This window comes from Advenella kashmirensis W13003 (assembly GCF_000506985.1).
GTDB classification, from domain to species: domain Bacteria; phylum Pseudomonadota; class Gammaproteobacteria; order Burkholderiales; family Burkholderiaceae_B; genus Advenella; species Advenella kashmirensis_A.
Map to the genome: position 1 here is coordinate 1,378,447 of NZ_KI650979.1, position 26,928 is coordinate 1,405,374.

Sequence of the window (26,928 nt, forward strand, 5' to 3'; positions counted from 1 at the left end):
TTACGGACCGAGGAGGGCGTTGCGATTAAATCGGATACACAAGGCTATTGGCCAGAATTTCGGTATCGAAGATCGCGTGGCGCTCTTTGAGCCTGAGTTGATCGCCGACCCACACGAACGTATCATGATAAGTGCCTGCCAGGTGAATCGTGGACGGCCCCTCGACCAGCGTTTGCATCAGCAGGAAATTGGCCTGTGCCTCGATGTCGCCTGCCTCGGATTCCTGCAGGATCCGAATGTTCGACACCACGTGCAGGGTAAAGCGTGGCGCATACATTTGCGTGCGTGACGTCGCGACGGCGCGGTCATGCATCATGTCGCGTCCCTCGGCGTAGATCAGGCCGACAGGCAGCCCCAGTTCGGCATTTTCCCGGGACGTGGCGCGATACAGGCCGTCTTCCGTGAAAAAGTCAGGCCATTGTTCAACCTGATTCTGATCCAGCACGGCGCAATATTCTGCATGAAAATTTTCAATCTCCGGTCTCAATGCCAGCGCTCGTTCCCTTGAAATATTTTGTGGCTGGTACGTGAACGTATTTTTCATTTGTGATTGCCTTCTTAAATATCCATGACCTTGCGGTAATACTCGTACATGGAGCGGATGGCCGCTTCAGATATCAATGTGTTCGATGTCCCTGTCTTGTTGGCATCCAGTTTGATAATGCTGGTGTCAGTGGTTGAGCGACGCACACCTTCCTGTACGAACTTCATGGCCTCGTTGTCTTCCAGGCCGAGGAACCCGGCAGGGCCCATCAGATTTCCCTGGCGAAGCCGGTGACGCAGCGTTTCTTCTGAATCGTCTTCGTAGCCGAACATGGTCCATTGCATGATCAGGCTGTTCGGACCGTTAGGAATAATCTGGCGCACACCCAGCGTGTTCATTTCCCGCTGCACAATGAGATTGGGCCAGATGGTCTGCATCGTGACGGACCACGGCGAATCGAATTCCTTTATGTAGTTCAGAAAGCGTTCGTCTTTCAGGCGTAATGTGTCGACGTAAGAGCGCATTTCTTTTTTATTCTCTTCGCTCACGCTGGCATATTTGTCTTCGGATTTGGCCGAGGCCATGTATCCGTGGCGTCCGTGCACGGAATCGACGAGCATCTGGGATTTGTTACCGGCGACAAGCAGGCCAAATACCACCAGGAAGGAATGCAACAGGGTCGCGTGGTAGGGATCTTTCAGATTCTCGTGATACATCTTCCAGTTGCACGGCAGTTCGTTGCGATAGTAGCCGACGACGCGCAGGGGCTTGCCGGGGAAAATGACATTGAAATCCTCCAGGATTTCCGGCGTCAGATACTCTTCTATCGGTTCGACCTCGTCCGAGTAGGACGCAAAAATCACGCCGTGATGCGTGGTCACGTTCAGTCTTTTCAGGCCGTGATCTGCATTTTTGAAGTCACGCGGCATGCCGCCTTCCTTGTTGACGCCCCGTTTGAACGGAATCCCTTGCAAGTCGCCCTTCAGGCTGTAGGACCATTGGTGATACGGGCACACGAATTCATTCGTATTGCCCTGATTTTTTCGACAGAATTCTGCCCCGCGATGGGCGCAGCGATTTTCAAATACATTGATGGAACCATCCTCGGCTCGCGAGACGACGACGGGGGTTGCACCGACATAGGAGCGCTTGTAGTCGCCCGATTTGGGAATTTCGGCTTCGAGGGCGACAAAATTCCAGGTCTTGCCATGGAAGATGCGCTCCATTTCGAGGTCATACACAGACTGGCTGGTATACACCCAGTCCGGAATGGCGTGAAGGGCGTCTTCGGGCCACACGCAGTCTTCGACAGGGGTGTTCTTGGCGCCCAGCGTTTGGCCAATGACGGTTTGAGACTGAAACATAACTTTTCTCCTGAATGATCCGATGATCTGCCGATCAGATAGCGGCAGCGGTCGTTTTTTTTGCGAATTGCTTAACAGGCAGATCGACGTCGCCGAATGCCTGGGGGTCGATCGGAATGCCCTTTTCCAGCAAGGGGCGCAGCGCCCGCAAGTCGGCGCCGGCGTTCACAGCAAGCGCATAGCGGGGAATGCGGTCTTTGATGCCAAGCAACAGAAACTTCGGGACCGCTGCGCCGGCGTCCATTTCTCCTCGCTGCACAAACTGCAAGCCGGCCGTGGTGGCGCCCAGCATCTGGATATTGCAGTCGAACTGGTCGGTCCAGAACCACGGAAACGAGGCTGCAGCGGGCGTCTGTCCCAGCATGGCCTGGACAGCAACCCTGGCCTGTTCGTTGGCGTTCTGCCATGACTCGATGCGCATGAACTCCCCTGTTTCGGCGTTGATTCGTGTGGCGCAATCTCCGGCTGCAAACACATTCGGCATACTGGTGCGTCCGTGGTGATCGATCTTGATGCCTCCTGTGTGCGCGCAGACCGCCAGACCGGAGCGCAAGGCGACTTCGGTGTTCGGCACCAGTCCGATGGCCACAATCAGATGGTCCGCTTCGAGCCGGCGACCGTTGTCCAGGCTTAAAGTCACCGGGGCATCTGCCTGTCCTGTCTTTTGCAACTTCGCTGCAAGTACCTTTGCCCCCAAATGGAGCGTCACGCCCGCACGGCGGGCACGTTGGGCCAGCCATTCCGAAAACAGGCCAGGAGCGTTGCGGGCCAGTAGTGAATCGGCTGCTTCAATCACATCCACATTCGCACCGAGCATCTGAGTTGTCGAAGCAAGTTCCATGCCCAGAAACCCGCCACCGATGATGACCACCCGGGACGACGCATTCAGGGAATGTTTGAGTTTCAACGCATCGTCGGCTGTGCGCAGGTAATGAATATGCGGGTCGCCATAAGGGTAATCGGGCAACTGTCGCGCCTGGCCGCCGGTGGCAAGCAGACAGTAGTCATAGGACAGTTGTTGGCCGTCCTCCAGCAGCGCCATATTGCGTTCGCCATCGATCCGCGTGACTGTTTTCTGCAGCATCAGGTCGATCATGGCATCTTGATAGAAATCCGCAGGATGGATGTGCAGGCCAGACACGCCGGCATCGGGGTCCGACAGCATGGTTTTGGAAAGCGGCGGACGCTCGTAGGCCAGGTGAGCCTCGCTACCCACGACGCGGATGCATCCGGCAAACCCGTGGCTGCGCAGGGTCTGTACTGCCGTGGCTGCGGCCTGTCCGTTACCGACAATCAGTATGGTCTGGTCATGATTCTCTTGTGACACTGTTCACCTCCGGGGCTGGCCCTCAATGATCCTTCTTGATCGTACTCATGCACGACAGATTTCAGGGAAACGATACCTGTACGTCTCCCGCTTCTTCCCTGACGGCATAGACTTTGATGCCGACCGTCGCCGGTGCGCTCATGGCCTTGCCGGTCTTCAAACAGAACTGGGCCTGGTGCAAAGGGCATTCAATACAGCCGTCTTCCAGAAAGCCTTCGGACAGCAAGGCATACTGATGGGTGCAGATGTTGTCGCTGACATAGAATTGATCGTCCAGCCTGTGCAGCGCAAGTTTATGTCCGTTTATTTCAAAACCCAGCGATTCCTCGTTGTCCAGTTCGCTGGCGTTATCGATTGTTACCCAAGCCATTTTTGTTCCTCTCGAAAATCATCAAACCTGCCGGTTGTCCGCACTTACACCCGGCAGACAAGGGCTTCAAAATATTATTCAGTATACTGTTCTAAATCATACTACAATATTTTTCCGGATCACACTGATTTCAGATGAAATCCAGCCGTCGTTCGGTTGACTGACAGCCCTGTCCGATATTTTTGCAAAAAAGACACATAAAAATCAGGCAATTACAACCGTGATTTCCGGTTATCAGTATTTACCCTGCTTGATTCGCAAAAAAATAATCAGCATACTTGCATAAATATTGCGGCATGCTCAGCACCCGAATCATCCACTGGTTGTCATCTCGTTCTAAGGGAAAGAAAATGAAAAGACGCAGTTTCCTGATCAAATCCGCCGGCGTTGGTCTGGCATCCGTGGCTGCGGCGCCGGCCGTTGCCCAGACGACAGAAAAAGTAAAATGGCGCATGTCGGCCGGCTGGCCCAAAAACCTGGATGCAATCTACGGTTCGGCCGAGAATATGTGCAAACGCATCGGCCAATTGACCGAAGGAAAATTCCAGATCGATGTATTCCAGGCCGGGGAAATCGTGCCGTATTCCCAGAACATGGATGCCGTATCCAACGGAACGGTTCAATGCAATCACGTACTGAGTACGGCTTTCATCGGGAAAAATCCGGCACTCGCGTTCGACACCGGGCTGTCGTTCGGCATGAATGCGCGCCAGCATTATTCGTGGCTTCATTATGGCGGCGGTATGGACCTGCTGCGTGAAATGTATGCCAAATCCAATATCGTCAATTTCGCCTGTGGCAATGTCGGTGTACAAATGGGTGGGTGGTTTCGCAAGGAAATCAAGTCACTGGCCGATCTGAAGGGCCTGAAGATGCGTATCGGCGGCATCGGCGGCATGGTATTGCTGAAGCTCGGCGCCATTGCGCAACAGATCGCTCCTGGCGATATTTATGCGTCGCTGGAGAAGGGCACGATTGACGCAGCAGAATGGATCGGACCCTATGATGACGAAAAACTTGGCCTGAACAAGGTCGCACCGTATTACTATACGCCTGGCTGGTTTGAGGGCAGCGCCGCCTTGACCTGCATGGTCAACAAATCGGCATGGGAAAAACTGCCTGACGTGTTCAAGATCGCATTCGAAACCGCCAGCAATGAACAGTATATGGCCTGTCTGACTCACTATGATGCGCTCAACCCCAAAGCCCTGCGCGAACTGATCGCCCAGGGCGCCAAGCTGAGCCTGTTTCCCAAAGACGTCATGGATGCAGCCTATAAGGCCTCGCAGGAACTCTGGCAGGAACTGTCTGCCAAGAACGCCGATTTCGCGAAGATTTATCCGCAATGGAAGGCGTACCAGAAAGACCAGGCGGCCTGGTTCCGCGTGGCTGAAAGCACCCTGGATAATTTCACGTTCAGGGAATTGAGCAAAGACCAGTAAGCGCATTGCTGGACAGGATGCAGGCAGGATATGAACGATAGCAAAGACACTCAGGCAGTCGTCAAACCACAAGGCGTGGGAGCACGCCTTCGACGCAAGGAAGACGTTCGCCATTTACAGGGCAAAGGCAATTTCATCGGTAACATGCAGATGGCCGGCTTGCAGGAAGTGGCGTTCCTGCGCAGTCCCGTGGCGCATGGAAGCATCAGGCGCATTCATGTCGAGGATGCGGCGCGCGACAATGTGATTTTGCGCGAAGCGATGGATTGCGCCGATATCTTTGCGCCGTCGACCCTGCCGGGTTATCAGAATTCCACGGTGCCGCCTCTGGCCAGCGGCAAAGTCAGGCTGGTGGGCGAGGCGGTGGCCATGGCCTTCGCCGCTACCCGCGCCGAGGCGGAAGACTATGCGGAAATGGTGCAGGTCGACTATGACGAGTTGCCCGTGTACGCAAACATGCACGATGCGCGCAAGGCGCAGGATCATTTCGTACATGATGGCTGGAACAACAATCTGTTTGTACAGTTAAAGAGCGATGTGAAGTTCGAGGAAGCTGCAGCAAAGGCGACCCGCCAGGTCACGCACAGCGTCAGCCTGTCGCGGCAATGCATGTTGCCCATGGAAGGCAAGGCAGTCCTGGCGTACTGGGATCATCAGTCAGATCAATTGGTTGTTTATTGCGGCAGCCAGATACCTCATATGCATCGCACGGGATTTGCCGAGTTTCTGCAACTTGATCAATCGCGGATCCGCGTGATCTCGCCCGATGTCGGTGGCGCATTTGGCTATAAATGCGTGCTTCATCCCGAAGAGCTATGCGTGGCCTGGCTGGCCAAAACGTACCGAAAGCCGTTCAGGTACATGGAAGACCGGCGCGAGCACCTGATCGTGGGGGCCAACACGCGCGAGCATGAATACAGGCTGACCGGCCATATCGATGACGCCGGTCGGCTGCTGGCGCTGGAAGCCGAGATCACAGTCGATGCAGGCGCGTACTCGGTCTGGCCCTTTACCGTGGGCCTGGAAGTCGGGCAGGCGCTGGGCAATCTGCCCGGTCCCTACCGGATCGAGGGTTATCGCTGCACCACCACGGGAGTGGCGACGAACAAGCCCGGATTTATGCCGTACCGGGGTGTTGCGCGCACCGGCGTCTGTCTGGCGATCGAACAGCTGATGGACGCCATCGCGCGCGAGGTAGGCAGGGAGCCCTGGGAGGTGCGTCTGGATAACCTTGTGCGGGCCGAAGATATGCCGTATGTGAATATTGCCAACAAGCATTACGATGGGGGTGATTATCCGGCAGGCCTGCGTCGTGCCCTGGAGATGATTAATGTACAGGAGGTACGCGCGCGCCAGCGCACTCGTAAAAACGGCGAGCCCCTGCTGGGAATTGGCCTGGCCACCTATACCGAACAGTCCGCGCACGGTACGTCTGTGTTCGCGGCCTGGGGAACGGCAGTCATTCCCGGGTTTGACCAGGCGATGGCGCGCATTTCCGCAGATGGCAGCCTGGAGCTGAGTGTCGGCGTGCATTCGCATGGGCAAGGCATGGAAACCAGTTTCGCCCAGATTGCAAATGAAATTCTGGGAATCGATGTCTCTAAAATCAACCTGACGCATGGCGACACCGGTCGCACACCGTTCTCAACCGGCACCTACGCGTCGCGTTCTGCCGTCATGTCCGGCGGCGCGGTATCCCGGGCGTGCAAGTCCCTATTGCCGCGGCTATTACATATCGGCAGCCATATGCTGGGCGTTTCGATCGACGACGTCGAGCTGGTCGATGGACAGGTGCGGCATGGCGACCGGCATGTGACTGTCGCCGATATCGCGGATGCCTGGTATATCCATCCCCAGAAGTTGCCGCCCGATGTGGACCCGGGCGGCCTGGAGATCACGGTGGGTTACAAGCCAAAGGTCGATACCGGCAGCTTTACCTATGCATCCTGCGCCGCAGTCATTGCGCTGGATCCACATACGGGAATCGTCAAGGTCCTGGATTATGTCGTCGTAGAAGACTGCGGCACCATTCTGAACCCGCTGATTGTGGAAGGTCAGACAATAGGCGGTACAGCACAGGGGATCGGTACCGCACTGTACGAAGAAACGCCCTATGACGATGCAGGCCAGCCGCTGGCATCGACATTGGCCGATTACGTCATGCCCGGCGCTCCTGAAGTGCCCAATATTCGTATCGAGCATACGCAGACGCCATCGCCGAATACGGAATTCGGCGCCAAGGGCATGGGCGAGGGCGGCGCCATTGCGCCACCTGCCGTACTGATGTCGGCGGTCAACGATGCACTGAAAGACAGGCATGTTCTTGTCACCCGCACTCCCATGACACCGAAGCGAATTATGGAAGCAATCACTGCGGCAGGCGAGCATTCTGCCGCGATTGACATAGACCAGCCAACAGTTGCGGCGCCCTTGCGGGAGGCTGCAGCATGAAGGCCGCCAAATTTGATTACATACGCGCCGGCTCGCTGGATGAGGCGTTTGCGCAGCTTGGCGCCGATGATTTCGGCACCAAGATTCTGGCCGGCAGCCAGTCTCTGGGTCCCATGCTGAATCTTCGCCTGGCGCGTCCGGGAAAACTGGTCGATATTTCTGCTGCGGCGCCATTGCGTACGGTGGAAAAACAAAGCAATGGTATCCGTATTGGCGCCGCAGTGACGCATGCCGAAATCGAGGACGGCGTGCACGAAGCGCTGCGCGGTCATATGATGCATTACGTTGCAGGGCGGATCGCCTATCGCGCGGTGCGCAACCGGGGCACGATCGGCGGCAGCCTGGCCCATGCAGACCCGGCGGCTGACTGGGTCCTGGTGACTCATGTGCTGGATGCCGTCCTGGAAATTCAGGGAAGCCGTGGCAAGCGCAGCGTTCCGGCCGCGCGCTTCATGCAGGCGGCCTACACCACGGATTTGCAGCCGGACGAAATGATTTTATCGGTTCGCGTGCCCGAGGCCTCGCCCGATGCGCGTTGGGGGTATTACAAGTTTGTACGCAAGGTCGGAGAGTTTGCGGAAGCCAGTTGCGCCTGTTATTTCGATCGCAATAAAGGTATTGCCCGCATCGTGATTGGCGCGCTCGATGGCGCTCCGCAGGTATTGCCCGATCTTTCTGTCGAAGTGGCCAGGCAAGGCGCCGGCGCCCTGACGCCGCACGTCATCGATGAGGCGATTGCACCGCATATGCAGAACAAAGACCCGGCCGAGCGCATGTGGTTTCGCACGGTCGTCGAGCGCAGCCTTTGTCAGGCGCTGGGAATAAAAGGAATGACCCATGAGTGAACTCGCACTGGAAGTCAACGGCAAGCCGGTCCGTTCTGACGTGACACCCCGTACCCATTTGGGCGATTTTCTGAGAGACAGTCTGCGCCAGACTGGCACCAACCTGAGCTGCGAGCACGGTGTCTGCGGCTCGTGTACGGTTTTGGTGGATGACAAGCCTGTGCGTTCATGTATTACGTTCGCGGTGGCTTGCGAAGGTAAAAGGGTCACGACGATAGAAGGCTATGACGATGACGTCGTCATGCGCATGCTGCGTGGCGCATTTAATGAGTTTCATGCCTTGCAATGCGGTTTCTGTACGCCCGGTATGCTGGCCACCAGCCGCGACATTGTGCTGCGGCTGCCCGATGCAGACGAAGAGCGTGTGCGCATTGAATTGAGCGGCAATATCTGCCGCTGTACCGGCTACCAGGGGATCACCGGCGCCGTCATGTCCGTACTAAACACACTGAGGGCGCAGCCTGATGATGAAGTCGAGGCGTTGCGCGCCGCCCTGCGACAGAATGCGCCGCGCGAGTTTCCTGTTTTCACCGATTTTGCGCCGTTTTCGGCGGAGAAACCCTTGAACGAAGCCGTTCCGGTTGCCACCGAGTTTGCCCCTGCCGGAAAGGCGCGCACCGCGGCAAAAGACGGTAAAGGCACGGCAGTTGAAAGCGGTTTTGACGTGAAGCTGCCTGCAGGCCAGGTCTGGACGTTCATGACCGATCTGAAAGCGGTCGCCGGTTGCCTGCCAGGCGCAGTCATCGAAGAACAGGACGGAGACCGGGTTACCGGCAAAATCGCCATCAAGTTCGGTCCCATGGCGGCGGCTTTTCGTGGGAACGCGACGCTCGATCGCAACGATAGCGAGCGTACTGCCACGTTGCGCGGAGAGGGCGTCGACTCTCTGAGCAATTCGCGAGCAAAGGGCGATGTGACTTACGCGATTGAAGCCACCGGAGAAAACCAGTCCCGTGTCAACGTCTCGCTCGCCTATTCGCTGCAGGGTCCGTTGGCGCAGTTTTCCCGGTCCGGACTGGTACAGGACTTCGTTAAGCGCATGATTGCGGACTTTGGCCGGAATGTCGAATTTCGCTTGTTGAACCCGGACGCCGACGCCAGCCAGATTCCGCAATCACAGATCAGTCCGTTCAAACTGATGCTGAGCGTGCTTTGGGATCGCGTCAGAAGATTGTTCGGCTCCAGGGGCTGAAGGCGAACTGCGACTGGTGGACAGGTTCGCAATCGCAATAAGCCATATTCCGTATCAAACCAGCGAAAGGAGTGTGCAGTGATGAAAGCGTTGTTCAATAAGGTCCGGCGGTGCATTGTCATTGCGTCTTTCGGTGTCGGGCTGCCTTCGATCGCGTGGGCGGCAACCGATCTGTCCGTGCGGCTGGACTGGACGCCCTGGGCTGTTCAGGCCCCCTTTCACCTGGCCATGCAAAAGGGCTGGTTCAAGGCGGCTGGCCTGAATGTGCGGATGGAAGATGGCAATGGTTCGGTCAGTACGGTGCAGATGCTGGGGGCGGGCGATCATTTCGATGTCGGTCACGCGTCGCTTGCGGCAATGATGATCGGCCGCGACAAGGGCATGCCCCTGAAGGCAATTGCTCCGTTCATGACCCGAACCGATATTGGCGCCCTGGTGCCTGCCGATTCGGATATCAAAGGGCCTGCACAGCTTAAGGGAAAGAAGGTGCTGTACACGGCAGGCTCACTGGAAGCGCCGTTCATTGATTTTTTCCTGAAAGAAGGGAAGCTGACACGCAACGATCTGGACCTGCTCAGCGTTGATGCCTCGGCCAAGGCGGCCACGTACGCGGTCGGGCGCGCCGATGCGGTTATTTCGACCATACCGTTTATCTTTCCAAGTGTCTCGCGGCAGCGCCACTCGCGCGCGCTGCCGTTTTCCGACTATGGCCTGGACATGGTGAGTTTCGGACTGTTCACCAGCGAACAGAAGCTGCAGGAAAAGAAAGACGCGATCGCCAAGTTCGCCAGTATTGTTGCTTATGGCTGGCAGTACATACTCAACGGCCATGAATCGGAGGCGGTGGATGCCATCGTCGCCCAGCGACCGCAAGCGCGCCTGGACAAAGCGATTCTGGCCGAGCAGCTCGAGGCGCTCAAGCCTTATTTTCCCACGTCGAAGGAGCAAGCTGTCGGTGCCGTCAACCCGGAAGATTTCGAGAAATCAGTCAGTACACTGCATAAAGTGGGTTCAATCGGTTCCAGGCTGGATCCAGAAGAATACTACGTCAAGGATCTGGTACGACCTGTAGAGACCATTGCCCCGGAGATTGTCAAATGAACGCAGCGGGCGTGGTTGCGGAAAGTATTTCCAAACGATATGGTGGTACGCGGCAGACCCAGGCACTGCAGGATGTCAGTGTGTCAATCCAGCCCGGACAGTTTGTCAGCATTCTGGGTCCAAGCGGTTGCGGTAAAAGTACTTTTCTGCGTTGTGTGGCCGGCCTCGAGCGTATTACCGACGGATCTCTGCGGGTGGGAAAGGACCCGGTAGCCGGGCCGCCTGACAATATCGGCATGGTGTTTCAGCGCGACGCGCTGCTGGAGTGGCGTACGATCCGCAATAATATTCTGCTGCCCATTGAATTTGCCGGCAAGTCAAGGGAGAACTACCAGCATCGGGTCGATGCCTTATTGAGACTGACCGGGCTGTCCGGTTTCGCGGACAGCTACCCGCATGAACTGTCCGGGGGCATGCGTCAGCGTGCATCCATATGCCGGGCGCTCGTTGATGATCCGCGTCTGTTGCTGATGGACGAACCTTTTGGCGCGCTTGATGCGCTCACGCGCGATCAGATGAATGTCGAAATGCAGCGAATCTGGATGGAAACCCGCAATACTACACTGTTCGTGACGCACGGTATTGCAGAAGCCATTTTTCTGGGCGATGTGGTGCTGGTGTTCTGTCCCAGGCCGGGTCGAATTGTCGAAGCCATTCCGATTGGATTCCCACGACCCCGTCCACTGGAGCTGCGCGAATCCCCCGAATTTGGCCGGCTGGCGACGCATATCCGAGGGCTTTTTGAAGGGATGGAACACTGATCATGAATGCGATGATGAGCTCTGCAAAAAATTTCATGCATGGCGTGACTTCGCTGGTGGTCTTGATTCTTCTGTGGGAATTGGTCTGTCGCGCCGGCCTGGTTCCTCCCATTATCTTGCCCGCGCCCAGTGATGTGTTGATGGAACTATTCAACGAGGCGGGCTGGTATGCTGCCCAGGCCTGGTATACCTTGCTGATCACCCTGGCAGGCTTTGTTTGCGCTGTGGTGGGCGGGGTGTTGATCGCGGTTGCGCTGGTCAGTTCCCGTTTTTTCGAGCGCTATTTTTACCCGCTCATCATTGCATTCAACAGCATCCCGAAGGTCGCGCTGGCACCGCTTTTTGTCATCTGGCTGGGTACGGGTTCTGAACCTAAAATTCTCATTGCCTTTATGATTGCCGTGTTCGCTGTGATTATTGATACGGTACATGGGCTGAGATCTGTTCCGCCGGATCTGATCGATCTGGGCCGCGTACTCAAGGGCAGTCCGTTGAGCTTCTTTCTGAAAGTAAAACTGCCCTCCGCCTTGCCTTCTATCGTCGCAGGCCTGAAAGTGGCGCTGTCGCTTGCGCTGGTGGGTACTATCGTCGGCGAGTTCGTGTCATCGCAAAAAGGCCTGGGCTACATCATCATGAGTGCACAGGGCAGCTTTGATACTGTGCGCGTCTTTGCTTCGCTGTCTATTCTCGCGCTGATGGGGGTCGTCCTGTATGGGGTGCTTGCCTGGGTCGAAAGCAAAGTCATTGCAGGTCGTCGCGCACAGGATTGAACACGGCACACGCGACCGAAAAAGCAGAGGCGGGCCTTGTCCGGTCCATCCGGCGGCTGGGGTCCGCCAGGTGTTTTTTCACAGGTCTGTTTTTCACATATCTTTTAGCGCAGCCCTGCCATATTGATTGTTTTCCTCGACCAGCCGGCTCAGCAACTGCACGAATATTTCTCTTTCCTGGTTATTCAGCGGCTCCAGCAAACGTTCCTGGGCGCGTATCATCCCCTTGCGCAACTGTTTCATAACGCGGATGCCTTCTTCCGTGATAAAGGACTGGCGCGAGCGCCTGTCTTCCGGGTTGACTCGGCGGCTGATCAGCCCTTTGTCCGCCAGGCGCTTGATCACATCTGCGGAGGTGGTCCGGTCCAGGCCGACCTTCAGGCCGATCGAGGACTGGTCCAGATATTGTTCATTCAGCAATACAGAGAGCACGCCATGTTGCACTGGTGTGATATTTTCATTCTTGCATTCTTCGTAGAACATGGAGTAGTGAATCTGGTTCAGCCGCCGGACCAGAAAACCAGGGCGTGACCACAACCCCTGGTCGTGAAACTTGCTTTTGATTCCAGGGGATTGATCGGCCATGGTCAAATCGTTGCTGTCTCTCTTTCTCATTATGCAGTAAACCTTATGCTGAAGTGGCTTGAAGCACGGGAGCACGCAGCCTTATGGGCCGGTTACTCCATGAACTTTACTGGTGCACGATGCCATTTTATCGGGAAATGATGCGCCACGCACGAGCAATAACTACAGTATACTGTCATTTTTTTCTGAAAGGAAAGCAAACGTCTGTTTTGCACTTGGAGACAGCTCCCCGATGCGTCGGGCACCCAGCAGAATATTGCGTTTTGCCCATGCTTCATTCAGAGGAATCCGCACGGTGTCGGGCACACGGTAAAGATCCACGCTGCGCTCGGGCAGAATGCCGATGCCCATATTGGCATTGATCAGCAGGCACATGGCGTCGTAGCCGGACGTTTCGATATCGATCCTGACATTGGCCGATTCCTCGCGTGCTGCGTTGATGAGCTGGTAATTGAGCTGGGTGCCTGCCTTCAGCGTGATGTGGCTGTATGCCAGGGTCTGCTTGAAGGTTGCTTTGTCGCAGCTTGCCAAAGGATGCGTGGCATGAACCAGGACGACCAGCGTATCTGTCCGGAAGGGGATGACTTCGATCTCTTCAGTGTAGGGAATTTCGGTGAAAATCCCGATATCCAGCTTGCCTGCGGCCAGGTCGCGCGTAATGCTCAGGCTGTTTTGTTCTGCCAGATGTAGTTGTATATGGGGATATTTTTTTGTGAAGGCGGCCAGCGGCGGCGCCAGAAACTGGGTGAGCGCGGTGGGATTGGCAGCCAGCGTCACGCTGCCACGCTGGCCCTGGTTAAAAGCCCCAAGCTGATGCTCTACGGCCTGCACGCTATTGAGGATCGCTCGCCCGCGGTACAGCAACTCCAGTCCGGCCGAGGTGGGCGTCACGCCGCGATTGCTCCGGTTCAACAGGACCAGGCCGAGTTTGTCTTCAAGTTCGGACAGCCGGCGGCTGACAGCCGCGGCGGCGATGTTTTCCTGTTCTGCTGCACGGGCAATCGTTCCCTCATCGACAACCCGTATGAATAATTTAAGTGTCAGCAGATCAATTTTCACGGCGCGTTCAGTCTTGGGGTAAACGCGCTATTTGCCCGATAATAAAAAGCCCGCATCGGGTACGCGCGTTTCCAGGTTAAGGGTTTTCAGCATCTGATATACCGTTGCGACGGCAGCAGACAGAACCGGCTTGCCGATTTTGTCTTCCGCTTTCTGGATCGCAGGCAGGGAGGGCATTTGCACGCAGGCCGACAGGATCACGGCATCTACGCCCTGGGTATCCAGACGCGCGACATGTTCCAGCAGATTGGCCGGATCCAGGCGCCCGACTTTCAGGTTGTCAGACACTTCCAGGCTGATGGAGTCATGGACCTTCACCCCTTCGGCTTCGATGTATTCTATCACGCGCTGTGTCAGGGGTTTCATGTAGGGAGCGAGAATGGATACCGTGCCCAGGTTCTTTTCCTTCAGGCTGTCGACCAGGGCACCCGCTGAACTCAGAATCGGAATCTGGGTGCCATTTTCCTGGACCGCCTTCTGCAGCCGCGCCTGGGACTGGCAGTGGTAGCCGTTACCCTGCGCCATGATGGCGACCAGGCAGGCATAAGCCATGACGTCCATGCGGGCATCGCTCAATTCGATGGCGCAGCGATCACTGGCCTGATCCATTGCTGTCAGTTCTTCGGGCGTCACGCTCATCATGCGCATGCGCGCCGAATGAAATGTAAACGTCTCCTGGGGGAACAGGTCACGACGCGCATTGAGCATGGCCGGAATTTCCGTTTCCATGGTCGTGTTGGAGCTGGGGACAATCTGGCCGATCCGATAGTTTCTCATTTTTCACCTTTTACAATCATTGACGATATAACGATTGTAATAAGGGGATTAATCAATACAAATCAGTCATTTACGATGGCGCCATCGCGTATTGCGATGGCTGACTTAAACGTCAGGACGCCGATTTCAATTGCATCCAGGTCGCCGTGGCAAACGCAATCACCTGATCCTGATCGTCTACCATAGTCGACTTCAGAAAGGAAACAGTGCGCCCGCGACGGGTGAACTCACCCTTGCAGGTCACTGTACCCTGGCGTGCCGCCTTGACGTACTGGGTCTTCATTTCAAGTGTCGTACCAGGTCCCTGCACATGTTTGAGCAAATGGCCCATTGAAATGTCCAATGCGGTTGCAATAATGCCGCCGTGCAGCGAACCCTGGGGGTTGAACATGAAATCCTTGAGTTCAAACGTGACCACGCATGTATTTTCCGGATAGGCGAACCGCAAATCCAGGAAGCGCGCAAGAAAGAAGGTTTCAAAATCCGGTTTCTCTGTCTCGATTGCATTGTTGAACGCCTGCATGGCGACGGGTCTATCCATGATTTACCTTCTCCTGTGGGGCGGGTGCCATTGTTTTGATGACACCTGAATTATTCAGTGCTGTGATGTCGGCATCCGGCAACCCCAAATGATACTTCAGGATGTCAAAGGTGTGCTGACCAAGCAGTGGTGGAGGTGAGTGCTCATGTTCGTCCTCTACATCAAATCGAAATGGGCTCAGCAGATTTTTGACAGTGCCTGCGGTAGGATGCGGCATGTCGATAACCATGTTTCGCGTAGTCAATTGCTCTGCTTCGCAGACCTCTTTGACGGAACGGATATCCCCATAAGGAACCCCCGCCTCGCGCAGGCGCTTGATCCAGTGCTGTCTTGGCTGTCGCGCGATTTCACGGGAAACAATCGGAATCAATTCTTCTCTGAGCCTGACCCTGTCAATGGCCTTTGCATAACGAGGCTCTGAGGCGAGATCGGGACGCTCAATCACATCGCAAAACAACAGCCAGAATTTATCGTTCGCCACGCCGATATTCAGCCATCCGTCGGCGGCCTCGAAGGTCTGATAAGGCGCTATCGTTGGATGCGCGTTTCCCTTGCGCCCGGGACTTTCGCCGGTCGTAAAGTAAATGCCCGCATTGAACGTCAAGAGCGACGCCATGCAGTCCAGCATTGAAATATCTACATGATGACCCATGCCGGTACTGTTGCGTTCAAGCAGCGCAGCCATAATCGCCTGGGAAGCATATTGACCGGTGACCAGATCCGCGATCGACGTCCCCACCTTGGTGGGCAGGCCGTTAGGATCGCCGGTGATATCCATCATTCCCGACTCTCCCTGGATAATGAGGTCGTATCCGGGCCGATCGGCGTCGATGCCTGTGCGACCGAAGCCCGTAACCGAGCAGCTGATGAGTCTGCTGTTATCCGCGCGCAATTGTTCATAGGACAAGCCCAGCCTGTCCATCGTGCCGGGACGGAAATTATCAATGATGACATCGGCCTTTTGCGCGAGCCGACGGATCAACTGCACGCCTTCCGGGCTTTTCAGGTTGACGGCACAACTGCGCTTATTGCGATTCACTGAGAGAAAATAGGCGCTTTGGCCACCGCTGAACGGTGGACCGAATGCGCGGCTGTCATCCCCGTTTACAGGTTCTTCAATTTTAATAATGTCGGCCCCCAGGTCGCCAAGGAGCATGGTGCAAAATGGGCCAGACACGACGCGCGTCAGGTCAAGCACAAGAGTCCCGTTCAGCGGTCGCATCATCAATCCACCATCAAATCGGCCAGCGATTTCATATCGTCAACCCACAGATCGGGCTGATGCGGTGTACCGCCAAAGGGACGCTTGCGGCGATCAATAAACGCACTGTGCATGCCGGCGGCCTTGGCGCCAAGGCAATCGAACGCATGGTTTGCCACAAACAGCACTTCGTCAAGCTGAACGCCTTCAATTTCTGCGGCTTTCGTATAGGTGTCCACATGAGGCTTGAAAGAGCTTGCCTCTGCAACAGAAATCACATTGTTGAAAGGAACGCCGTGATATTTTTTTGCCGTCTCCAGCATGTCCCGGTCACCGTTGGAGAGCACGACAATGCGGTATTTCGTCTGGAGTTTGGCCAGGGCATCGGGCACATCGGGAAACGGTTTCAGTTTTTCAATGCAGCCCACGAGGTATTTCACTTCGTCTTCCGTGTGCTGCACGCCGGCCCGCTCCAGGGTGTAGGCCACTGCCCGCTCGCCGATCGTGCGGTAGGGTGTGTGCTCTTTATGAAGCAGGGCATCAATCATTGAATTCTCGAAATGCGTGCGCCGCCACCAGGTGACAAATGAATTGGGGTTGCCGTCCCAGCCTTTCTCTTTGAGGAAAGGCGTTGCAATTTCCACAAGCCCCTTTTGCATGTCAACCACGGTTCCGTATTGGTCAAACATGACAACCTTGATTTTCTTTTTCAACTCTGCAGCTGTAGCCATGTACATTCTCCTGTTTGGCATTGAGCGATGATCCGCTTGCATGTAATGTATCGTTGGCCAGATTATTCGTCTAATGGATAATGATTATGCGGTAATCATTAAAATAAATAATGCATGCCGATGTAAGCCGGGTTGCCGGTTCTTGCTGTGGGCATTAAAACGTCATCACAAAATCTAATGAAATGTGACCTAAAATAAGTCTTATCAATTTGCCTGGGATCTATAGTGAAAAACACGATCAATTTGCGATCCGTCGATCTGAACCTGCTTGTCTTTTTCAATGCGTTGATGTCTGAGAGACATGTCACTCGCGCAGCAGACAAGGTCGCCATCAGCCAGCCGGCCATGAGCAATGCACTGGCCCGGCTGCGTGTCGTCTTCAAGGACGAGCTTTTCGTGCGGACAGCAAAAGGCATGGAGCCGACACCACGTGCGCTGGAGCTGGCCGAACAGATTCAGACCATTCTGCTGCAGGCAACCCGGTTGATGACAAGTGAAATTCAATTCGATCCCGACACATCAGATCGTTTGTACAGCGTACGCATGTCAGACCTGGTGGGCATCCTCATTCTGCCCGGACTCATGGCGCGCCTGCGTACCGAGGCACCCGGGGTGTCCATTGATACGGTCCACTTATCGCCGGAACAAACTATTGATGCGCTGGAAACCGACCGCTTGGACCTGGCGGTCAGTATGGAACTGCAGCACACCAGTGCGATTCGTTCCGAAACGCTCTTTGCCGATCGCATGGCCTGCGTTGTTGGGAAGGACCACCCTTTGGCAACGGGCAAGCTGACGCTGAACCGGTTCCTGGCCTATCGTCACTTGCGAGTGTCAATGAGTCCGACCGATATCCGTTTCGTGGACAGCGTGCTGGCGGGGAAAGGGTTGGAACGGCAAATTGCGCTGAATGTCACGCACTGGCTGCTGGTGCCCCAGATTTTGCAGGAGACTGATCTTGTCGCCGTGATGTCGGAACGGGCTGCACAACAGATTCCCGGTGCGGGGGTTGTCATACGCGAACTGCCGTTTCATACGCAAAGCTTTACATGGCGCGTGTACTGGCATCGTCGCTATGAACATAGCGCAGCGCATCAGTGGTTGCGCACTCAGCTTCAGGAAGTGGTCAAATCGCGCGCGCTGGCAGCGTAATCAAGTCTGCGCGTAAAGCTATTCTCTTGACTGACGATTCGTATCGAGGATAGCGAGCAGATGACGATTGAAAAGCGTGGCCGCTTCATACTGAACCCAGTGCCCCGCAGATGGAATACGCGTCAAGCCCTGAAACAGCGGTGCTCCGGACAAAGCCGGAACGATCGTCGCTTCGCAGCCTTGATACAAGGCATCTTCTGCTCCCCAGATGCCCCATACCGGGCAGCGCACATCGGGCAATGTTTGCCGCATAATATCGGTCGTGAAGAGCCGCCGCTGGGGAATACGATCATTTTCTGCATCCCGGGCATATTGTGCGATGATGTCATCATGCACGGATTCATCACGAGCCAGCATGAGTGAACGAAGGTTATGCTTGTGCGCCTGGTATCTTTCGGTCGCGCTGTCCAGACCTCGCCAATTGCGCAGATGGGGGCGCGGACCCGGAACGTCCGTTAATGCGGGTGCGCCGATCACGACAAGGCGGCTGACCTGGGCAGGGGACTGAACGGCAATAAACGTGGCAACCATCGAACCAAACGAAAACCCCACCAGATCGTATGATGCGCGTCCCAGCAACTGGCCGATACCCTGCGCGACCCAGCCGGCCTGGCCATCGGCATCGAAATTGTCCGGAGCGATATCAGACTCCCCGAAGCCAGGCAAGTCTGGCGCATATACCGAATAGCCGGCCTTGATCAACGGGCCGATATTACGCACCCAGTGTGCCCAACTACCCGAACCACCATGCAACAGGACAACCGGTATACCGCCTTGTCCCCATATGCGCCACACCAGCTTACCCTGGCCGCAAGGGGTTTCCTTACGCGTTGCCGTGGCCAGCAGCCGTGAAAATTCGGTTTCGCTATGGATAGTATCGGGCAGGGTATGGGTCGTCATAAATGCCATTACAGTTTTATACAGTTACTCTTTTGCAGCACCCGTGCGCTGGCCGATCTGTGCCCATCGTTTCACTTCAGCTGATACGAAAGATGGCAGTTCAGTCGCGGGCTTGTCGGAGATGGTGGCACCCTGAGCTTCGAATGCTTTTTTCACCATATCGGATTTCATTGCAGTTGCAATCTGACTCTGCAGATAGCTTATTCTTTCTGCAGGCGTCTTCGCGGGTGCCCAAATAGCATACCAGATTCCCGCATCCATGTCGGGACCACCTGCCTCATGTGTGGTTGGGATATCGGGGAAATAAGGCGACCGTGTTTTGGTGGTGAATGCCAGCGGCCGCACTTTCCCGGTTCTGATCAGTTGCGCGGAAGTGCCCAGGCCATCGAACATCACCTGGCATTGTCCGCCCATCAGGTCAGTCAACGCGGCAGCGGTCCCCGTATAGGGAATATGCGTCAGTTTGATTGAGGTGGCCTCCATGAACACTTCGGCAACCAGGTGCTGAGCGGTACCGACGCCGGACGAACAATAATTCAATTCTGAAGGATGCTGCTTCGCGTAGTCAATCAGCTCCTTAACCGTCTTGAAAGGCGTGTTGAGATTGACGATGAGTACGTTGGGTACGACCGCTGTAAAGGACAGTGGCTTGAAATCCTGATCGAGCGTATAGCCGCGTTTGGGATAGATACCTTCGGCCATCGCCTGGTGGACGCCGCCTGAAAGCAATGTATAGCCGTCTGAAGAAGCGCGCGCAACCTGGCGCACCCCGATCGTGCCCCCTCCACCGGACTTGTTTTCAACCACAAATGACTGCCCGGTCTGCTCGCCCAGCGCAATGGCAATCGGTCGGGTAAAGGTATCGACACCACCCCCAGGACCGTAAGGCACGATAACGTGCACCGGTTTGTCGGGATAGTCTGCTGCGTTGGCATGACCGCCAGCCAGGACAACAGCGAACGCTGCGCCGTATATAAACGATTTCAACATGTTAAGTCTCCTTTTTATACTCGCCGCGTCTGATTCAAGATGAGGTATCTCGATATGGCGCGACCGCTAGCGGAAATAGTAGGAGGGTGTGTACTATGCGTCTAATGGATAACTTGTATGTGAATATTCAACCCGTGAATATCGGGCGGGATCCTGACGGGGCGCAGGCAAAACGTCATCAGCACCGGTACTCAATGAGTGCGGTGCCGATGTACAGAACCGGATGATGAAAATGGTGGAACAGGACAATGAGAATCTGGTTCTAACTCAGGCGCATGACAAAAGAGTTGCCTCAAGGCTTTGTGCGCAATGAATAGCGCCAGCGAGTTGAATGAAATTTAAGGTGAAGTGTTCGGTCAGTCAAATGAAATATTGCTATGGCAATATTGGCGGGTCCAATAATAGTCCGGGGCTGGGGACGCCGTATGCTGTCTGCCGAGATACTTTAGTTGCTTCTCGACCGCAACAATATCGGTATCATGGCAAGTGTAAGTATCGTCAGCACAATCCCAATGGCGAATCCGCCAGCGTATCCCAGCGCTGCTGACAACGCGATCAGTGATGACGAGGCGGCCATTTCTCCGAGGTCGCGCGAGCTTTGCACGATCGTCATATCTGTTCCTGCCTGGTGCCGGGCATGTGTATAGTGCATTGCCGCGGTCATGACCGCGACCGAGGTGCAACCTGCGCCGAAACTGGCGAGCGTGGTGGCAGGCCACACTGCAGTCAACGAAACGGGAGACCGGCCCAGTGCCAGATACGCCCAGACCGAGGTAGCCAGCCCTGAGCACACGATGCCCAGAAAAAAGGCTCGCCAAGGACCCAGCCGTGCAACCAGCCATGCCCCTGCACCGCAACCCAGTGTAATCGTGATTGCCCCGCCGATCATACCTACCAGTCCGATCTGATCCAGTTGCCAGCCGGCATCGACCAGCATCAGCCTGGATAGACCATGGCCGCCTACCACTGTCGCGGCCGAAAGAAAGGCTGCTGCCATTAGCGCCCAGGCGTGTTTGCCCGAGATAAGGAATTGCAGCAGGCTGGCTTGTTGCTTTTTCGGACGGGGCTCCGGAAACGGTTCAGGTTCACGCCAGTACGCCATCAGCCCTAGACTGACGATCACAGGCAGCAACACCAGACATAATGCCGCTGTTTCGCCAAACTGGGTGTAGGCCACCAAAAACAGCGATCCGCCATAGAAAAATCCGATCATGGCACCGGCAACCTGAATTGCATTTGCACTGGATAGATGATTGGGTTGAAACTGTTCTGCTACCAGTGCGTCAGTTGCGATATCCTGCGTCGCGCTTGCCAGCGACGCCAGGGCAGAAAGTGCAATGAGCCAGCCCAAGGAACCTTGCTGCAAGTTCAACATCATGGTGACAACCAGAATCAGTGCGATGATCGATTGCATGGTCAGTATCCAGCTTCTTCGGCGCCCCAAACGTTGACACCAGTGGTTGTCCACCACCGGAGCCCAGCAGAATTTGACGACCCAGGGCAGGCTGACCAGCGGAAGCCAGGAGAGGGCCGCCAGATCGGCGCCCTGGTGCCTCAGCAGAGAGGGCAGAGCTTCCATGGCAAGGCCGAAAGGGATGCCCTGGGTCAGATAAAGGCAGGCGATCAACGGCCATTTGAGTTCCGGAATGCGGTTGGATACGGAAGTGGCGGATGGAGTGGCACACATGTCAGGCGTTCTCACTAAGTATGGTGTTGTGTCGGCGGAGCTGGTGTTCACTGTCTGTCGCAGGGGTAATAAACATGAGACGGCCAGGCTGCAGGACTTCAAGACGGTGCCAGCAACCTTGAGGAACGATTGCCGATTCGCCAGAAGCCAGGCGCCATGATTTGTCCGGGTGGGCGTCGATGGCATAGGGGTTCGGATCTGCTTTGTCCGCGCCAGCCGCACCGATACCGGGCACAATGCGCAGTTCGCCTTCCAGAACTGTCAGCACTTCGTCGCCATGCGGGTGTCGTTCCCAATGGTTGCCGTGCACACTAGCCTGGTCGGAAAAGGCCTTGATGCCCACGATCCATTCGGCCTTGACGCGAGATCGTTCGTGAGGCGGAACGCATGCGATTGCGGCGCCCGGATTGAGCGCGATCAGTGTTTCGGAGAGCAGAAGGCGGACAGGCTCATCGCTGTGATTGGAATCAGAGGGGGAAAAGCTGGAGATATTCATGGCGTTTGGGAATTTCAAGAGATTCGGTTTCGTGCTTTCAAGTGATTCAATACTCTGCGCGCAGCGTCAGCGCGACATTGCGCGGCTCGCCGTACCGGTTATTCCAATAGGGTCCGGAGAGGCTCTGGTAGTAGCGTCGATTGAAAAGATTGTTGACGTGCAAAGCGGCGGTGAGGCGGCTGCTGATACGGTAGCCGATGCGCATATGGGCGAGTGCATAACCGCCTTGTCGCAAGGTTGCGCCACCCGATGACACGCTGTAGCGGCTTTGCGCCTGGATGCCCAGACTGGCGCTTGCGCGGCCCGAATTCCAGGGCAGGATGTAATTTGTCCAGAAACGGAATATATGTTTCGGCGTGAAGCGCGCGAACGCCTGCCCCTGGGCTTGCGCGTCTTTTAGGTATCGGGTGGTGTTGTAGGTATAGCTTGCGGCCAGTTCCCATCCCGTCAGCGGTTGGCCGCTGATTTCTGCTTCAATACCGCGGCTTTCCACTTCGCCGCTGGCGATGTAATAGCAAATCGCGCCGATGCATGGATGAGCCGGGTCTGTCTGCGCACGGTTGCGCTGGCGGATATTGAACAGTGCCAGGCTGGCGTTCAAGCGTCCGTCAAGCAGTTCACCCTTGATGCCGATTTCCCGGTTTGTGCCTTTTACCGGATCAAGCATGCTGCCCTGCCAGGTTGTTTGGATCTGGGGCTGGAAGACTTGCGCGTAGCTGGCGTACACAGCCCATTGCGGAGTGATATCGATGACCAGTCCGCCATAGGGCGTGAGTTCGTTGCGCAGCCGGGCTGTGTTTGTCGAGGTGTTTTGCTTCCATTGGCTCACGCGCGCACCGGCAATGAGTTTAATCCGGTCGGCGAGCGAGAACCGGCTCATGGCGTAAATACCTGATTGGGTGACACGGGTCGGTCCGCGCGAACGGAAAGGACCGGTATCAGGTTCCGGCACGCTATGCGGATCCCAGTTCCACGGATCCACGGATACGTTGACTGGCATGACAAAATCCGCGGAAAACTGTTCGGCGCGGGTACGCTGAAAATTGGCGCCGATCAGCGCTTCATGCCTGCGGCCAAACAGGCTGAAGGCGCCGCTGAGGTAGCCATCGGCGCTGAACTGGCGATTGTCAAAGCGGTATGCTGCGCCCATAAGCCGCATTCGGGAACCTGCCAGTGGATCAACCGCGCCATTGGCGCCAGCATATTTGAGCCGGGCCTCGCCCGAGAGACGGTTGAGGTTGACTTTGGCTGTCCAGCCATTGGCAAAGGTATGCTCCAGTCCTGCGAATATGCGCGTGTTATCCCAGTCGAAACGGTCCCAGTCTACGTCCAGATAGGTCGACACCGGTAAGTCGATGTCGCTGCCGTCTCGATAGAATGGCACGCCTGCCATATTGGTGATTGAGCGAATCCGCTGATGCTGCACACCTGCGCGCAACAGGCTCGCGGGATCCAGGTCAATTTCGAAGGTGCCATACAGATGGGTCGATTTCTGCCGGGCGACATCGTAGAAAAAACCACGATCTTCATGGCTGGCGACCAGCCTGCCGCGCAGCGTCTTCCGGTCGTTCAGCGCGCTGCCGATGTCCACTTCACCACGATTGCGGTTCCAGCTACCTGCGCTTAACGCCGCATGCGCCCGGGTGTTGCGTGGCGCGCGTTTGGGTACAAGATTGACCGTCGCAGCCGGATTGCCGGTTCCTTGCAGCAGACCATTTGCCCCGCGCAGGATTTCGACTCGCTCATACATCGCCATATCTTCCGGCGGGCTGGCCATTTGCCCCATCAGAATAGGGACGCCGTCCTGCTGGAACGAATCAATTTTGAACCCGCGAGCATAATAACCCGTAGTCAGAAACTGATAGGGCTGGACCGTGATGCCTGGCGTTTGCTGCAGGACATCCTGCAATGTTTGCAGATTCTGCTGAACCATGCGTTCGCTGTCGATGATCGTGACAGATTGGGGGGTATCCTTGATGGATTGTGTAGTTTTCATCAATGCGGGCACGGGTGGTGTTTCGGCCGTCACGACGATGTCAGGCAAGGTGCTGATGGCCGGCGAGAACGACATTTGTGCCAGGGTTTGCCTGCCGCACAGCAGGGCAATCAGCGCGACCGACGGCCACACCAGTTTTGTACTTTTATTGTTTGAAATGAAAGGATGCCGGTCTTCGACCGCTTGTGATTGCTTGAAAACGGTACGACTGCCCGCCACGATGATGACCTCCTGGTATAAGAAGCAAGTTGAGAATTAATCTCATCTATTCTAGGCCGAGCAGAGGCTGTGTATTGGCGCTTGCGGGTATGCCCCTAGCGCTTGCCGGTATTTGTGCGCGTTGTTGTGAAAACAGCGACCGGGGGGCGGTCTCATGGCTGCAGCTTGTGGGGAGCAAGGCCGAAACGTTTCTGGAATATCTTTGAAAAATGCGAATCGCTGTAGCCGCTGGCGCAAGCCGCCTGGGCGACAGTGCATTCGCCGGTCGCCAGCATGCGATACGCGAGGTCAAGCCGTTGTTCACGGACAAAGCCGTACACACTATCGCCGAACAACTGGCGAAATCCCCGGGTAAGCGTGGTGACATTGAGTCCCACTTCTCGCGCCAGGGCAGCCAGACTGGGTGTCTGGGATGGGGTTGCAAGCAACAGATGCCGAGCGTGGTGCAGGGCCTCCAGCTGTCGGGATGTCAGTTTGCAGATGCCTTTATCGTCGACGCCCGGCTGACGGGACTGTACCGAGGCAAGGGCCATCGTAGTCAATTCCAGCGCTTTGCCGGTCAGGTAGAGCTGGCGCAGCCCCCCTTTGAGCGGGCAAAGCAATACTTGTCGGGCCAGGCCTTGCATTGTTTTGTTGGCTTGCCGGTCCTGAAAAAAAGGAACGTCGCTGGTTGTATGTGGCGTGGCAGGCAATTCAGGAAAATCGATATGCAGTCCCTGGTTCAGCGTCTCTACGGGCAACCGTATGGCAACGTATTGTAAAGGGGTGGCTGTGCTATATCGGTGAGTAACCGAGAATGGCCTATTGCTCACGCTCAGATGGATGGCAGGACCGGTTACCGCGATATGCCGATTGCGATGCATTGAATAGTCCAATTGGCCTGACAGCAGCAGGACCAGTTTCAGACCGGCCTCGTTTTCTTCTTGAATAGCTTGATTTCCGCTCGTTTGCACCCGGCCGCCGCTGATAGAGATAGGTGTGAGTGTTGATGAAAATTGCCATTGATCTGAAAAAGAGACGGACATGATCATATCGAATGAATAAGAATCATTATTAATTGTACATTGACAAATTGCACAGCAGTAGAGATATTTAACGACAAGACTGCAGTTATTAAGAAACCGCACCCGGATCGTCTTCCTGCCCCCTCAACACACTTTCCCCAGTGCGGGGATTGGTCAGCGTAACGTTCTCCAGCGCCTTGATTTGCCATGCGTCGCCATCCTTAGTCAGAACCGCGAGAATCAGCGTATCGACTGCGTGGGGGCCTGCCGGGTGGGCCTCTCCGGCCGTGAGACGACTCCAGAAATGCACAATCGCTGCGTCGTTACTCAGGATATTGACATCGATCAGATCATTCTGCAGCCTGGAGTCACTGTAAATGGACGCGTGGATGGGGGCATGCAATCCGACAATGTCTTCAACCCCACGCACATAATGGCCGAACCGATTCACAAATGTGGCATCGTCGTGAAAGAGTGCGCCGAACGAGGCCATGTCGTGATCATTCCAGGCAGCTTCGAAAGCGGCGGGCACCTCTTGCGGCTGAGTGATGTGGAGTTGTGTCATTTGGCATATGTCCGGGATCGTGATGAATGAAAAAACGCAGCAGAACACTCACGGTCGAGATCTGACGGCCGAAGCGCTACACTCAGTATGAAACGCCGAGTGTGCCGCGTCAAGCGGGTGTCGTCACGCATGCGGCCACGGCAGCGTCGTTTATCACGTGTTATTTGGAGAGCATATGAAAAAGGTTTTTATCGTCGGCGGGTCAGGCAAGATCGCACGCCTTCTGGCGCAACAGCTGAGTGCGCGAGGCCACTTGCCTCAGTCATTGCATCGACGTGCCGAACAGGCCGAAGAACTCGCTGCACTGGGCGCCGAGCCCATCTCTGGCGATCTGCTTGCACTTGACGCGACGGCCCTGGCCGGCCTTATGAAGGGCAGCGATGTAGTCGTGTTTTCGGCAGGCGCCGGCGGCAAGGGTGGTCCTGAAATGACAAACGCAATTGATGGACGGGGACTGGAGGTATCGGTTGCGGCGGCGATTGATGCGGGCATCCGGCGCTTTATTCTGGTGTCGGCTTTTCCCGAAGCTGGTCGTGGCAGGACGGTATCCGATACTTTCGAAAACTATATGACTGTGAAAAAGCATGCGGACGTGCACCTGGCCGAAACGGACCTGGACTGGGTTATTGTGCGCCCGGGTACCTTAGTGGATAAGGCAGGTACCGGCAAAGTGCGTGCAGGCCTGGCCATTCCTTACGGCGATATACCGCGTGGCGATGTGGCCGCGACGCTGCTGGAAATCATTGAACGTCCTCAGGTCAACCGAATCATCATCGAGTTGACGGGGGGCGATATACCTGTGGATCAGGCGATACAGCAACTGGTACCCGCCTGATCCTCGTCTGAACTCACGTCTACCCCACGGCTGACCCAGTTCGATCTACGCTTGCCCGAATTTGACCCGTGGCTGATGGATGT

At 55.9% G+C, this 26,928-nt stretch carries 26 protein-coding genes; 9 read left to right on the forward strand and 17 right to left on the reverse strand.

The genetic code is table 11. The features are described from left to right. Positions 1–25: 25 nt before the first annotated feature. From W822_RS30420 to W822_RS30435, 4 genes are all read right to left on the reverse strand, one after another. The gene (locus tag W822_RS30420; protein ID WP_024004352.1) at positions 26–544 is read right to left on the reverse strand and encodes an aromatic-ring-hydroxylating dioxygenase subunit beta; all 519 of its coding nucleotides are present in this window, start codon (positions 542–544) and stop codon (positions 26–28) included. A 14-nt stretch (positions 545–558) separates the two neighbouring features. Then, on the reverse strand, positions 559–1,848 hold the full coding sequence (locus W822_RS30425) for an aromatic ring-hydroxylating dioxygenase subunit alpha (RefSeq protein ID WP_024004353.1): 1,290 nt from the start codon (positions 1,846–1,848) through the stop codon (positions 559–561). A 34-nt stretch (positions 1,849–1,882) separates the two neighbouring features. After that, positions 1,883–3,175: an NAD(P)/FAD-dependent oxidoreductase gene (locus W822_RS30430; RefSeq protein ID WP_031242308.1), complete on the reverse strand. Its 1,293-nt coding sequence runs from the start codon at positions 3,173–3,175 to the stop codon at positions 1,883–1,885. A 61-nt stretch (positions 3,176–3,236) separates the two neighbouring features. After that, positions 3,237–3,545 (reverse strand): non-heme iron oxygenase ferredoxin subunit, encoded by a 309-nt coding sequence (locus W822_RS30435; RefSeq protein WP_024004355.1) that lies wholly within the window; start codon positions 3,543–3,545, stop codon positions 3,237–3,239. A 350-nt stretch (positions 3,546–3,895) separates the two neighbouring features. On the opposite strand from W822_RS30435, the gene W822_RS30440 reads away from it, so the two are divergent. From W822_RS30440 to W822_RS30470, 7 genes are all read left to right on the forward strand, one after another. Further along, on the forward strand, positions 3,896–4,987 hold the full coding sequence (locus W822_RS30440) for a TRAP transporter substrate-binding protein (RefSeq protein ID WP_024004356.1): 1,092 nt from the start codon (positions 3,896–3,898) through the stop codon (positions 4,985–4,987). 30 nt (positions 4,988–5,017) lie between these two features. Further along, positions 5,018–7,438, forward strand: a complete 2,421-nt coding sequence (locus W822_RS30445; RefSeq protein WP_024004357.1) for a xanthine dehydrogenase family protein molybdopterin-binding subunit — start codon at positions 5,018–5,020, stop codon at positions 7,436–7,438. Next, a complete protein-coding gene (locus tag W822_RS30450) occupies positions 7,435–8,283 on the forward strand; it encodes an FAD binding domain-containing protein (RefSeq protein ID WP_024004358.1) in 849 nt (282 codons plus the stop codon). The genes W822_RS30445 and W822_RS30450 overlap by 4 nt, the downstream gene beginning before the upstream one ends. Then, a complete protein-coding gene (locus W822_RS30455) occupies positions 8,276–9,475 on the forward strand; it encodes a xanthine dehydrogenase family Fe-S subunit (RefSeq protein WP_024004359.1) in 1,200 nt (399 codons plus the stop codon). Before W822_RS30450 ends, W822_RS30455 begins: the two co-directional genes overlap by 8 nt. 81 nt (positions 9,476–9,556) lie before the next feature. Then, positions 9,557–10,576: an ABC transporter substrate-binding protein gene (locus W822_RS30460; RefSeq protein ID WP_031242312.1), complete on the forward strand. Its 1,020-nt coding sequence runs from the start codon at positions 9,557–9,559 to the stop codon at positions 10,574–10,576. Next, on the forward strand, positions 10,573–11,337 hold the full coding sequence (locus tag W822_RS30465) for an ABC transporter ATP-binding protein (protein WP_024004361.1): 765 nt from the start codon (positions 10,573–10,575) through the stop codon (positions 11,335–11,337). Before W822_RS30460 ends, W822_RS30465 begins: the two co-directional genes overlap by 4 nt. 11 nt (positions 11,338–11,348) lie before the next feature. After that, complete coding sequence (locus tag W822_RS30470; protein WP_031242313.1) at positions 11,349–12,107, forward strand: ABC transporter permease; 759 nt, start codon at positions 11,349–11,351, stop codon at positions 12,105–12,107. A gap of 93 nt (positions 12,108–12,200) precedes the next feature. On the opposite strand, the gene W822_RS30475 is transcribed toward W822_RS30470, so the two are convergent. The 6 genes from W822_RS30475 to W822_RS30500 all read right to left on the reverse strand — a co-directional run bounded on the left by W822_RS30475 (position 12,201) and on the right by W822_RS30500 (position 17,001). Continuing rightward, entirely contained in the window at positions 12,201–12,692 is a 492-nt protein-coding gene (locus W822_RS30475; protein ID WP_253272277.1) for a MarR family winged helix-turn-helix transcriptional regulator, read from the reverse strand. Positions 12,693–12,854: 162 nt separating this feature from the next. Then, positions 12,855–13,751, reverse strand: a complete 897-nt coding sequence (locus W822_RS30480) for a LysR substrate-binding domain-containing protein (RefSeq protein ID WP_024004364.1) — start codon at positions 13,749–13,751, stop codon at positions 12,855–12,857. 27 nt (positions 13,752–13,778) lie between these two features. Further along, positions 13,779–14,528, reverse strand: a complete 750-nt coding sequence (locus W822_RS30485) for a maleate cis-trans isomerase family protein (protein WP_024004365.1) — start codon at positions 14,526–14,528, stop codon at positions 13,779–13,781. Between the two features lie 112 nt (positions 14,529–14,640). After that, complete coding sequence (locus W822_RS30490) at positions 14,641–15,069, reverse strand: PaaI family thioesterase (RefSeq protein WP_024004366.1); 429 nt, start codon at positions 15,067–15,069, stop codon at positions 14,641–14,643. Continuing rightward, the gene (locus tag W822_RS30495; protein ID WP_253272243.1) at positions 15,062–16,294 is read right to left on the reverse strand and encodes a CaiB/BaiF CoA transferase family protein; all 1,233 of its coding nucleotides are present in this window, start codon (positions 16,292–16,294) and stop codon (positions 15,062–15,064) included. The genes W822_RS30490 and W822_RS30495 overlap by 8 nt, the downstream gene beginning before the upstream one ends. After that, a complete protein-coding gene (locus W822_RS30500) occupies positions 16,294–17,001 on the reverse strand; it encodes a haloacid dehalogenase type II (RefSeq protein ID WP_024004368.1) in 708 nt (235 codons plus the stop codon). The genes W822_RS30495 and W822_RS30500 overlap by 1 nt, the downstream gene beginning before the upstream one ends. A 225-nt stretch (positions 17,002–17,226) precedes the next feature. Between W822_RS30500 and W822_RS30505 the strand changes: the two genes are divergently transcribed. Continuing rightward, positions 17,227–18,153, forward strand: coding sequence for a LysR family transcriptional regulator (locus tag W822_RS30505; protein WP_081724302.1), 927 nt, complete (start codon positions 17,227–17,229; stop codon positions 18,151–18,153). 18 nt (positions 18,154–18,171) lie between these two features. Here W822_RS30505 and W822_RS30510 read toward each other — a convergent pair whose 3' ends face one another. The 7 genes from W822_RS30510 to W822_RS30530 form a co-directional block, all read right to left on the reverse strand. Next, entirely contained in the window at positions 18,172–19,053 is an 882-nt protein-coding gene (locus W822_RS30510) for an alpha/beta fold hydrolase (RefSeq protein WP_172642767.1), read from the reverse strand. Positions 19,054–19,077: 24 nt separating this feature from the next. Next, positions 19,078–20,043, reverse strand: a complete 966-nt coding sequence (locus W822_RS30515) for a Bug family tripartite tricarboxylate transporter substrate binding protein (protein WP_024004371.1) — start codon at positions 20,041–20,043, stop codon at positions 19,078–19,080. Between the two features lie 445 nt (positions 20,044–20,488). Then, on the reverse strand, positions 20,489–21,730 hold the full coding sequence (locus tag W822_RS0123355) for a RhtX/FptX family siderophore transporter (RefSeq protein ID WP_081724303.1): 1,242 nt from the start codon (positions 21,728–21,730) through the stop codon (positions 20,489–20,491). 1 nt (position 21,731) lies between these two features. Then, positions 21,732–22,244 carry a cupin domain-containing protein gene (locus tag W822_RS0123360; protein WP_155848087.1) on the reverse strand — a complete coding sequence of 171 codons (513 nt, stop codon included), beginning with the start codon at positions 22,242–22,244 and terminating at the stop codon, positions 21,732–21,734. A 28-nt stretch (positions 22,245–22,272) separates the two neighbouring features. Continuing rightward, a complete protein-coding gene (locus W822_RS30520) occupies positions 22,273–24,441 on the reverse strand; it encodes a TonB-dependent siderophore receptor (protein ID WP_024004373.1) in 2,169 nt (722 codons plus the stop codon). A gap of 152 nt (positions 24,442–24,593) precedes the next feature. After that, a complete protein-coding gene (locus W822_RS30525; RefSeq protein WP_172642768.1) occupies positions 24,594–25,466 on the reverse strand; it encodes a helix-turn-helix domain-containing protein in 873 nt (290 codons plus the stop codon). 88 nt (positions 25,467–25,554) lie between these two features. After that, positions 25,555–26,010 carry an SgcJ/EcaC family oxidoreductase gene (locus W822_RS30530; protein ID WP_024004375.1) on the reverse strand — a complete coding sequence of 152 codons (456 nt, stop codon included), beginning with the start codon at positions 26,008–26,010 and terminating at the stop codon, positions 25,555–25,557. A gap of 175 nt (positions 26,011–26,185) precedes the next feature. On the opposite strand from W822_RS30530, the gene W822_RS30535 reads away from it, so the two are divergent. After that, the gene (locus W822_RS30535; RefSeq protein WP_024004376.1) at positions 26,186–26,845 is read left to right on the forward strand and encodes an NAD(P)H-binding protein; all 660 of its coding nucleotides are present in this window, start codon (positions 26,186–26,188) and stop codon (positions 26,843–26,845) included. The last annotated feature ends 83 nt before the right edge of the window (positions 26,846–26,928 follow it).

What these genes read in the sequence shown, in the direction of transcription:
- W822_RS30450 (WP_024004358.1), top strand. Translation starts at nt 7,435, where the DNA reads ATGAAGGCCGCCAAATTTGATTACATACGCGCCGGCTCGCTGGATGAG.
- W822_RS30510 (WP_172642767.1), bottom strand. Translation starts at nt 19,053, where the DNA reads ATGACGACCCATACCCTGCCCGATACTATCCATAGCGAAACCGAATTT.
- W822_RS30455 (WP_024004359.1), top strand. Translation starts at nt 8,276, where the DNA reads ATGAGTGAACTCGCACTGGAAGTCAACGGCAAGCCGGTCCGTTCTGAC.
- W822_RS30470 (WP_031242313.1), top strand. Translation starts at nt 11,349, where the DNA reads ATGATGAGCTCTGCAAAAAATTTCATGCATGGCGTGACTTCGCTGGTG.
- W822_RS30440 (WP_024004356.1), top strand. Translation starts at nt 3,896, where the DNA reads ATGAAAAGACGCAGTTTCCTGATCAAATCCGCCGGCGTTGGTCTGGCA.
- W822_RS30495 (WP_253272243.1), bottom strand. Translation starts at nt 16,294, where the DNA reads ATGATGCGACCGCTGAACGGGACTCTTGTGCTTGACCTGACGCGCGTC.
- W822_RS30445 (WP_024004357.1), top strand. Translation starts at nt 5,018, where the DNA reads ATGAACGATAGCAAAGACACTCAGGCAGTCGTCAAACCACAAGGCGTG.
- W822_RS30525 (WP_172642768.1), bottom strand. Translation starts at nt 25,466, where the DNA reads ATGTCCGTCTCTTTTTCAGATCAATGGCAATTTTCATCAACACTCACA.
- W822_RS30460 (WP_031242312.1), top strand. Translation starts at nt 9,557, where the DNA reads ATGAAAGCGTTGTTCAATAAGGTCCGGCGGTGCATTGTCATTGCGTCT.
- W822_RS30500 (WP_024004368.1), bottom strand. Translation starts at nt 17,001, where the DNA reads ATGGCTACAGCTGCAGAGTTGAAAAAGAAAATCAAGGTTGTCATGTTT.
- W822_RS30535 (WP_024004376.1), top strand. Translation starts at nt 26,186, where the DNA reads ATGAAAAAGGTTTTTATCGTCGGCGGGTCAGGCAAGATCGCACGCCTT.
- W822_RS30420 (WP_024004352.1), bottom strand. Translation starts at nt 544, where the DNA reads ATGAAAAATACGTTCACGTACCAGCCACAAAATATTTCAAGGGAACGA.
- W822_RS30485 (WP_024004365.1), bottom strand. Translation starts at nt 14,528, where the DNA reads ATGAGAAACTATCGGATCGGCCAGATTGTCCCCAGCTCCAACACGACC.
- W822_RS30425 (WP_024004353.1), bottom strand. Translation starts at nt 1,848, where the DNA reads ATGTTTCAGTCTCAAACCGTCATTGGCCAAACGCTGGGCGCCAAGAAC.
- W822_RS30515 (WP_024004371.1), bottom strand. Translation starts at nt 20,043, where the DNA reads ATGTTGAAATCGTTTATATACGGCGCAGCGTTCGCTGTTGTCCTGGCT.
- W822_RS30475 (WP_253272277.1), bottom strand. Translation starts at nt 12,692, where the DNA reads ATGGCCGATCAATCCCCTGGAATCAAAAGCAAGTTTCACGACCAGGGG.
- W822_RS30435 (WP_024004355.1), bottom strand. Translation starts at nt 3,545, where the DNA reads ATGGCTTGGGTAACAATCGATAACGCCAGCGAACTGGACAACGAGGAA.
- W822_RS30530 (WP_024004375.1), bottom strand. Translation starts at nt 26,010, where the DNA reads ATGACACAACTCCACATCACTCAGCCGCAAGAGGTGCCCGCCGCTTTC.
- W822_RS30490 (WP_024004366.1), bottom strand. Translation starts at nt 15,069, where the DNA reads ATGGATAGACCCGTCGCCATGCAGGCGTTCAACAATGCAATCGAGACA.
- W822_RS30465 (WP_024004361.1), top strand. Translation starts at nt 10,573, where the DNA reads ATGAACGCAGCGGGCGTGGTTGCGGAAAGTATTTCCAAACGATATGGT.
- W822_RS0123355 (WP_081724303.1), bottom strand. Translation starts at nt 21,730, where the DNA reads ATGTGTGCCACTCCATCCGCCACTTCCGTATCCAACCGCATTCCGGAA.